6 protein-coding genes are annotated in these 6,369 nt (G+C 67.7%); all 6 read right to left on the bottom strand.

All coding sequences use genetic code 11. The features are described from left to right. Positions 1-118 precede the first annotated feature (118 nt). The 6 genes from MXD59_RS13895 to MXD59_RS13870 all read right to left on the bottom strand — a co-directional run bounded on the left by MXD59_RS13895 (position 119) and on the right by MXD59_RS13870 (position 6,139). A complete protein-coding gene (locus MXD59_RS13895) occupies positions 119-1,483 on the bottom strand; it encodes an MFS transporter (RefSeq protein WP_248825171.1) in 1,365 nt (454 codons plus the stop codon). 180 nt (positions 1,484-1,663) lie between these two features. After that, positions 1,664-1,918: a Txe/YoeB family addiction module toxin gene (locus tag MXD59_RS13890; RefSeq protein ID WP_248825169.1), complete on the bottom strand. Its 255-nt coding sequence runs from the start codon at positions 1,916-1,918 to the stop codon at positions 1,664-1,666. Continuing rightward, positions 1,915-2,157 (bottom strand): type II toxin-antitoxin system Phd/YefM family antitoxin, encoded by a 243-nt coding sequence (locus MXD59_RS13885; protein WP_248816088.1) that lies wholly within the window; start codon positions 2,155-2,157, stop codon positions 1,915-1,917. Before MXD59_RS13885 ends, MXD59_RS13890 begins: the two co-directional genes overlap by 4 nt. Positions 2,158-2,479: 322 nt before the next feature. Further along, positions 2,480-2,938: a hypothetical protein gene (locus tag MXD59_RS13880; RefSeq protein WP_248825167.1), complete on the bottom strand. Its 459-nt coding sequence runs from the start codon at positions 2,936-2,938 to the stop codon at positions 2,480-2,482. Positions 2,939-2,948: 10 nt separating this feature from the next. Continuing rightward, positions 2,949-3,584 (bottom strand): hypothetical protein, encoded by a 636-nt coding sequence (locus tag MXD59_RS13875; protein WP_248825165.1) that lies wholly within the window; start codon positions 3,582-3,584, stop codon positions 2,949-2,951. Positions 3,585-3,823: 239 nt separating this feature from the next. After that, positions 3,824-6,139, bottom strand: a complete 2,316-nt coding sequence (locus MXD59_RS13870) for a hypothetical protein (protein WP_248825163.1) — start codon at positions 6,137-6,139, stop codon at positions 3,824-3,826. Positions 6,140-6,369 lie beyond the last annotated feature (230 nt).

The following is a 6,369-nucleotide window of genomic DNA, read 5'->3' as shown; positions in this document are numbered from 1 at the left end:
GGCGGGTCACCAAGCCCGTCCGCGGCCTGGGGGGGGGGGCCGGGGCCCGCGGCGCCCGGCCAAGGCCCATGCGTCCATGCGTCCATGCGTCCATGGGTCTATGGGTCTATGCGGGGCCTCACCCGGTCTGATCCCGGACGACTCCTGCACCGCCTTCGGCCCGGTCGGTGGAGGTGACCGATCCGCGCAGGCGCCGTTCGGGGGCGGTCAGGGCGCTGTAGACGAAGGCGACGGCGCCGAGCAGCGCGGCGGCGGCCGGGATGGTGGAGGCGCCGGAGAGGTCGACGGTCAGGCCGCCCAGGGCCGCGCCGACGGCGGCACCGGCGTAGATCGCCGAGCCGTTGAGACCGAGGGCGACGGCGGAGACGTCCGGGGCGACGACGAACAGCCGGTGTTGCTGCGGGGTGATGGACAGCCCCTGGAAGGCACCGACGGCGAACATCGTGACCATCGCCGCGCCGTACCAGGCCTGCGTGCCGATCAGCACGGTGAACGCGCAGGTCATCCCGCCGGCGCCGAGCAGCAGGACGGGTAGCGCACCGCGGCTGTCGACCAGCCGGCCCACCAGCCGGTTACCGACCAGGCTGCCGACGCCGAACGCCAGCAGGACCAGCACCAGACTGGTGTCGTCGCTGTCCATACCGAGGACGACCGGCAGGTAGGAGATCAGCAGGATCGGCGCGCCGACGAGGCCGACCGTGGTGAGCAGCACCAGCAGCACGGGCGGGCGTGTCAGCACGCCGAGCCGGGTGCGCATCGACGTCTGCGGCACCTGCGCCGCCGGCAGCCGCGGCACGCACAGCGCCGTGATCGCCGCCAGCCCCGTGATGATCCACAGCACGGCCCGCCAGCCGAACCACTGCCCGATCAGCACCCCGAACGGCACCCCGAGCACCGTCGACAGGGACGTCCCCGCCGTGACCGCGGCCAACGCCCGTCCGCGCCGTTCCTCCCCGGCGAGCACCCCGGCCATGATGTACGCGTTCGACTGGAACGCCGCCGCCCCGACCGCCGCGAACGCCCGCCCGACCGCCATCACCGCGTACGACGGCGCGAGCGCCTGGCCGACCATCCCGAGCAGGAACAGGATGAGCCCGCCGCCGAGCAGCACCCGCCGGTCGTAGCGCCCGGTGAGCGTCGCGACGACCGGGGACGCGACCGCGTAGGTGATCGAGAAGATCGTCGTGAGCTGCCCCGCCGTGGACACCCCGACCGACAGGTCCTTCGAGATCGACGGCAGCAGTCCGCTGAGCACGAACCCGTCCACCCCGAGTGTGAACGTCCCCGCCGCCAGCACTCCGAGCTGCCATCCCCGCAGCCCTCCCTCGCCGGTTCCCCGCGGACGGACCATCGGCGCAGCGGCGCTGGTCGGCGGATCCGCGCTGGTCGGGGGAGCGGGGCCGGTCGGGAGATCGGCGCCGAGGGCGGTCGCGGCGGACGGGGCACCGGCAGCGGTATCGTTCGATGACTGTCGAATCGTCACGGGCGTGAGGCTAAGGCTCGATTCGATGGATGTCAAAGTGTTGGAATCGTCGTGGGGTCCTTCGTAATCGCAGGGGTGGCCGCCGGCGCACCTGATCCACGCGCACGACGGCCCGGTCGACTGTGCCGCTGTCGCTGTGATCTGGAGGGCGACCGTGTCCCACGCGCCAGGCAAAAATGATCAGTAGTGATACCGGCACTGGGCGATTCGGATCTCGTCTCCGCTTGTCTTGTAGACAAGTCGATGCTCGTCGTTGATTCGACGGGACCAGTACCCTTGAAATCCATGTTTCAAGGGTTCCGGTTTGCCAATTCCATCGTTGCCGTTGCGGGCGATGTCCTGGATGAGGGCGTTGATGCGCTTGAGAATTTTACGATCCTGGGCCTGCCACCACAGGTAGTCCTCCCAGGAGTTCTCATCCCAGATGAGCTTCACTCGATCATGTCCCGAACGATGCCGTCGCCGTTTTCGAGTCTGTCGATGGACGTCACCAGCCTGCGCGCGTTTTCTGGGCTGCGGAGCAGGTAGGCGGTCTCTTTGAGGGACTGGTAGTCGTCCAGGGACACGATGACGACCGGCTCGTGACCGGCACGCGTGATGACGATCTCCTCGCGGTCATCCGCCACCGCGGACAGAACCTCCGCGTATCGCGCGCGCGACTCGGTGTAGGTCATGGTCTTCACGGCGCCCTCCATCTCGTACAGGAATCTGTACGTACAGAAAAGTGTACGCTTGATCGCGGTCCCTCGGGCGCCCGGTGGGAGCCGCACCGCTGTGACAGCCGGCTGGGTCGGCTCGTCCGCCCGCGCCTGGGCCGCCCGCGACGTCAGGGCGACCGCGCACCGGGCCGCTGTCAGCCGGCCGCCGCCGCATCAGACGCCTGAGCCGCGGCGTACTCAGCCGGCTCGGCCGTCCGGCGTCAACAGCGGACGGTTCAGGCAGTCGGTCGCGGTCGGCGGGGTGCCGCCAAGGACGAACTTGCAGGTGGAGCGGGGATCAGCCTCCAGCCTGGTGACGGGTGGCGCAGGCCAGGCGGCGTCGGGAAGCTCGTTGTCGCTGACGTCGACGCGCACCACCGCGAGTTGCCTCCCGTCGGCGGCCCGGTCGCTGCCGTAGGAGAAGGTCCCGGTCGCTCCGATCACCACCCGATCGCGAATCCCAGGCGCGTAGCTGCGCGATGTCCAGGGTGTCCGTGCCTCCGGGCCGGCAGCCGGCATTGAGATCGTCGGCTGGTTTCTCCTCGTCGGCGTACCGGTTGGCGAGTGTCAGGATGTCGGCCGTGCGGCAGACGGCGTTGAGGGTCAGTTTCGCGGCGTCGTAGGCGAGAGCGGTACGTTCGTCGACCCACTGGGTCACCGGCCGGCGCAGCACCGGTGACGCCGAGACATCCGCGTCCGCGCGCGCACCCGCGGTGCCGGTGGTGAAGGAGAACATGGCGTTCAGCCGGGTGCACATCTGCGGGAGATCAGCGGCCAGCTGAAACGGGAAACGTCCGGATTCCATGATCCTGGCGAGTTGGCCGTTCGCGCAGGACGCACCGGCGAGCATCGGCGCCGGACCCTTGGAGATGACGCGAAAGACGATGTTCCCGGACGAGGTTCGCCTGAAGATCACCATCGGACGGGTGACAGGACGCCGGCGTCCATCCGTGCGCGGAGGTCTGGAGCGGCTGTCCGTGGACGCTGATGACATCCGCCTCCGTCTGGACATCGGACACGAGGTCGTGGACGTAGTCGTCGTTGTCGGGCGCGATGTTGCTGCCGGAGCAGTCCCGGTTCGGGAAGTAGACGTCCAGCTGGGAGCGGCCGGTCCAGGCGGCGTAGCGGACGGCGATGAGTGCCTCGCGGGTGTCCTGCGGCACCAGCTGGAAATAGGAGTCGGAGAGTTCGGTGAGCTTGTCCCCGCTGAGCGTGGTGGCGATCGTGACGATTCCGGCGTCGCCGAAGGCCCGGATGGCTTCCCTGGTCGACGTGAGCGTCCGATCCAGGCCGATGATGCTCGCGACATGCTGCTCGCGGTCCTGGGCGAAGGGGATCAGCAGCCCGGCGACCTTCGCCGCGGATCGCATCTGCGATCCGCCGTTGGCCACGGTGACCCGCACGATCGGGCCGCTCTGCTCGGTGCTCTCACCCAGATAGTCACTCGAGTCCGGGGCGCTGGCGTCGGCGGGCGCCGGCCGGCAGGACGGGTCCGGCGCTGGTGACCATCCGGCCTGCTCTCGCGACGCTGTGAATCTCTTTCCGGGCGCCCGCTGACAGCCCTCCAGCTTGGCTGCTGACGCAGCCCGGAGAGTTGTTCGTCCAGAGCGGGCAGGGATCGGATCGGCGGCCATGGGGTGGCTCATCGGCTGGCTGGGATCAGGGCGTTGCCGAGGCAGTCGGTGGCCTCCGGCGGGATGCCACGAAGGACGAACTTGCAGGTCGACTGGGGGTCGTCCTCGAGCTCGGTGACCGAAGGCGGGGGCCAGCGGGCATCGGGAAGAGCCTGACGACCAAGATCGACGCGCAGGATGGCGAGCTGCTTGCCGTCGGCGGCGTGGTTGGTGGCGAAATTGACCGTGCCGGTCGTCCCGCTCTGTGGCGCGTGCTGGATCCAGTTCTGGACGGCGCGGGTGTCGATTCGGTCGGTGCCCTCGGGTTGGCAACTGGCGTTGAGGTCCATGCTGGTGCGGCAGACCGCGTTGAGGGTGAGCTTCGCCGCGTCATAGGCGAGAGCGAGGCGCTCGTCCACCCACCGCTGCGTGACCGGCCGCCTCAGCACCGGTGCGCTGGTCGATCCTGGTGCCGCCGGCTCGGCGGGAGAAGAAGCGGTGTCGGTGATGTAGGAGAACATGGCGTTCAGCCGTGTGCACATTTCGGGCAGGTCGGAGTCCAACTTGAACGGGAATTTTCCCGCAGCCATGATACCGGCCAGCTTGCCGTTGGCGCAGGACTCCCCGGCGAGCGTCGGTGCCGGCCCCTTGGAGATGAATCGGAAGATCACATGGCGGGTCCCGGACCCACCCAGCTGTGTGAAATTTCGGACGACCGCGTCGTCGCCCAGGACAAGAACGCCGTTGGAGCTCGGCCCGTCCACCGTGTCCAGGCAGCCGGCCATTCCGGTACTGAAGTCGCCGAAGTCGGCGTGCCGGCCCGCGTAGTACACAAGGTGGTCCCGCCCGCCGCCGTTGCTGCCGAGCCGGCTGCATTCAGCGGCGAAGTACCCTTGGAGATCGCCCTTGCCCTGGCAGGTGCGGGCCAGCCAGCCATGCGGCGACACCTCCAGCGGTTGGCCGCGGACATCGCTCGCTCGCGCGGCCGCCTGCGTGTCGAAGACCAGGCTCTGGATGTAGTCGTCTTTCGTCGGCGGAATGTTGCTGCCCGAACAGTCCTGGTTCGGAAAGTAGATGTCGATCTGGCGACGTTGTGTCCAGGCGGCGTAGCGGGTGACGACCTGGGCCTGGCGGGTGTTCTGTGGCACGAGCTGGAAATAGGACGGTGAGAGCGCGGTCAGGTCGTCCCCGCTCAGGGTCGTCGCGATGGTGAGGATTCGGGCCCGCCCCAGATCGCCGATCGCCTGTTTCGTCTGCGGGATCGTTCGGTCCAGACCGATGACCGCGCCGACATTTTCAACAGAGTTGCTCGCGAAGCGCACCAACAGGCGACCGACGACATCCGCCGATCGCATTTCTGACCCGCCATTGGCGACGATGACCCGCACGATCGGACCGCTCTGCTCAGTGTCTTCACCGAGATATGACGGTGAGCTCGCCTTGCTGGTGTCGGGGGGCGCTGGCCGACACGACGAGTCTGGGGGATTATGCGTGACGATGTTCTGGTGCCGCTGCCAGATCAGCAGGCCTTCGAGTTCGCTGACCTGTGCCGCAGCCCAGTTCCCGCCCTCGTTGCTCGATGAACTCAGCCCCGCGAAATAGATCAGAGTGACGAATGGTCGATTCGACTGTTGACTGTGCCGGCGGAGGGTCTCGGCGCAGGTGTTCTGCCTTCTGATCAGGTGCTGGACGGCCACCAGGTCGTCCACAGATCGGTCGGTGTGGTCATTGCCGTATTCGCCGAACACGTAGGCCCCGTCGCTGTACCCGATACATTCGCCGTCGCGCCGCTCGAGGTGCGACGCGCTGTGTTTCGGCGCGGTGCAGGACGACCCCTTCCCGTCCCGCAGGGCCAGGACGATCAGCAGGCCGCCGAACAGTGCCAGCACGAGGACCCCGGCGACCGCCGTTCTGCGCCAGCCGAGTCGGCCCCGCTCCCGGCCGCGGTTCGGTGTGGCTCCGGAACCTTCCTCCCGGGTCAACGTCTCCGTGGTGGGGGAAAGTACGCGGGGCTTGGGATACTTCTTGTTCAGGCGATGGACGATGTGATGGGCTCGATAGTCGTGCACGAGCTCGTCGAGTATCCGTCGGTATGCCTGATCATGATTCATGATGCCGGTTTCGAGCTCGTCGAAAACCAGATGCCAGAAGATCTTGATCGAGCCGGGGTCAGCCGGAAGCCTCGCGGCTGGGAAGTTGATTTCCCTCAGTGCGATCTTGGCGGTCGAGAGATCGTGCAGGCATTCGATGCATGCCGAACGAAGATCGCGAATGTCGTCCGGGTTGTCCAGGAAGGCGCTGCCGGCGATGTCGTGCTCGTCGTGGGCAGGATGAATATCAGCCACGGCCTCACCCCCCTGTCGGACCGTGCCACTTTTTCTCACCTGATGACGAAGAGCGTAGCTGTACGGATCGCCCGAGGGTGGGCCGGGCATGCCCTCATTGCGAGACAACCAAAGGTTGCCCCGTAGGGTGGCCTGGCGTCCGGGTGTTCGCCCAGCTCACCGTCCCAAACGTCCGCGCGGCTCCAGCGCCGGACGCTGGAGCCGCGAACCTGGGGTTGACCGTCACGTCG

The organism is Frankia umida, assembly GCF_023242945.1.
Lineage (GTDB): Bacteria > Actinomycetota > Actinomycetes > Frankiales > Frankiaceae > Frankia > Frankia umida.
This window is presented reverse-complemented; position numbering and strand designations above follow the sequence as displayed.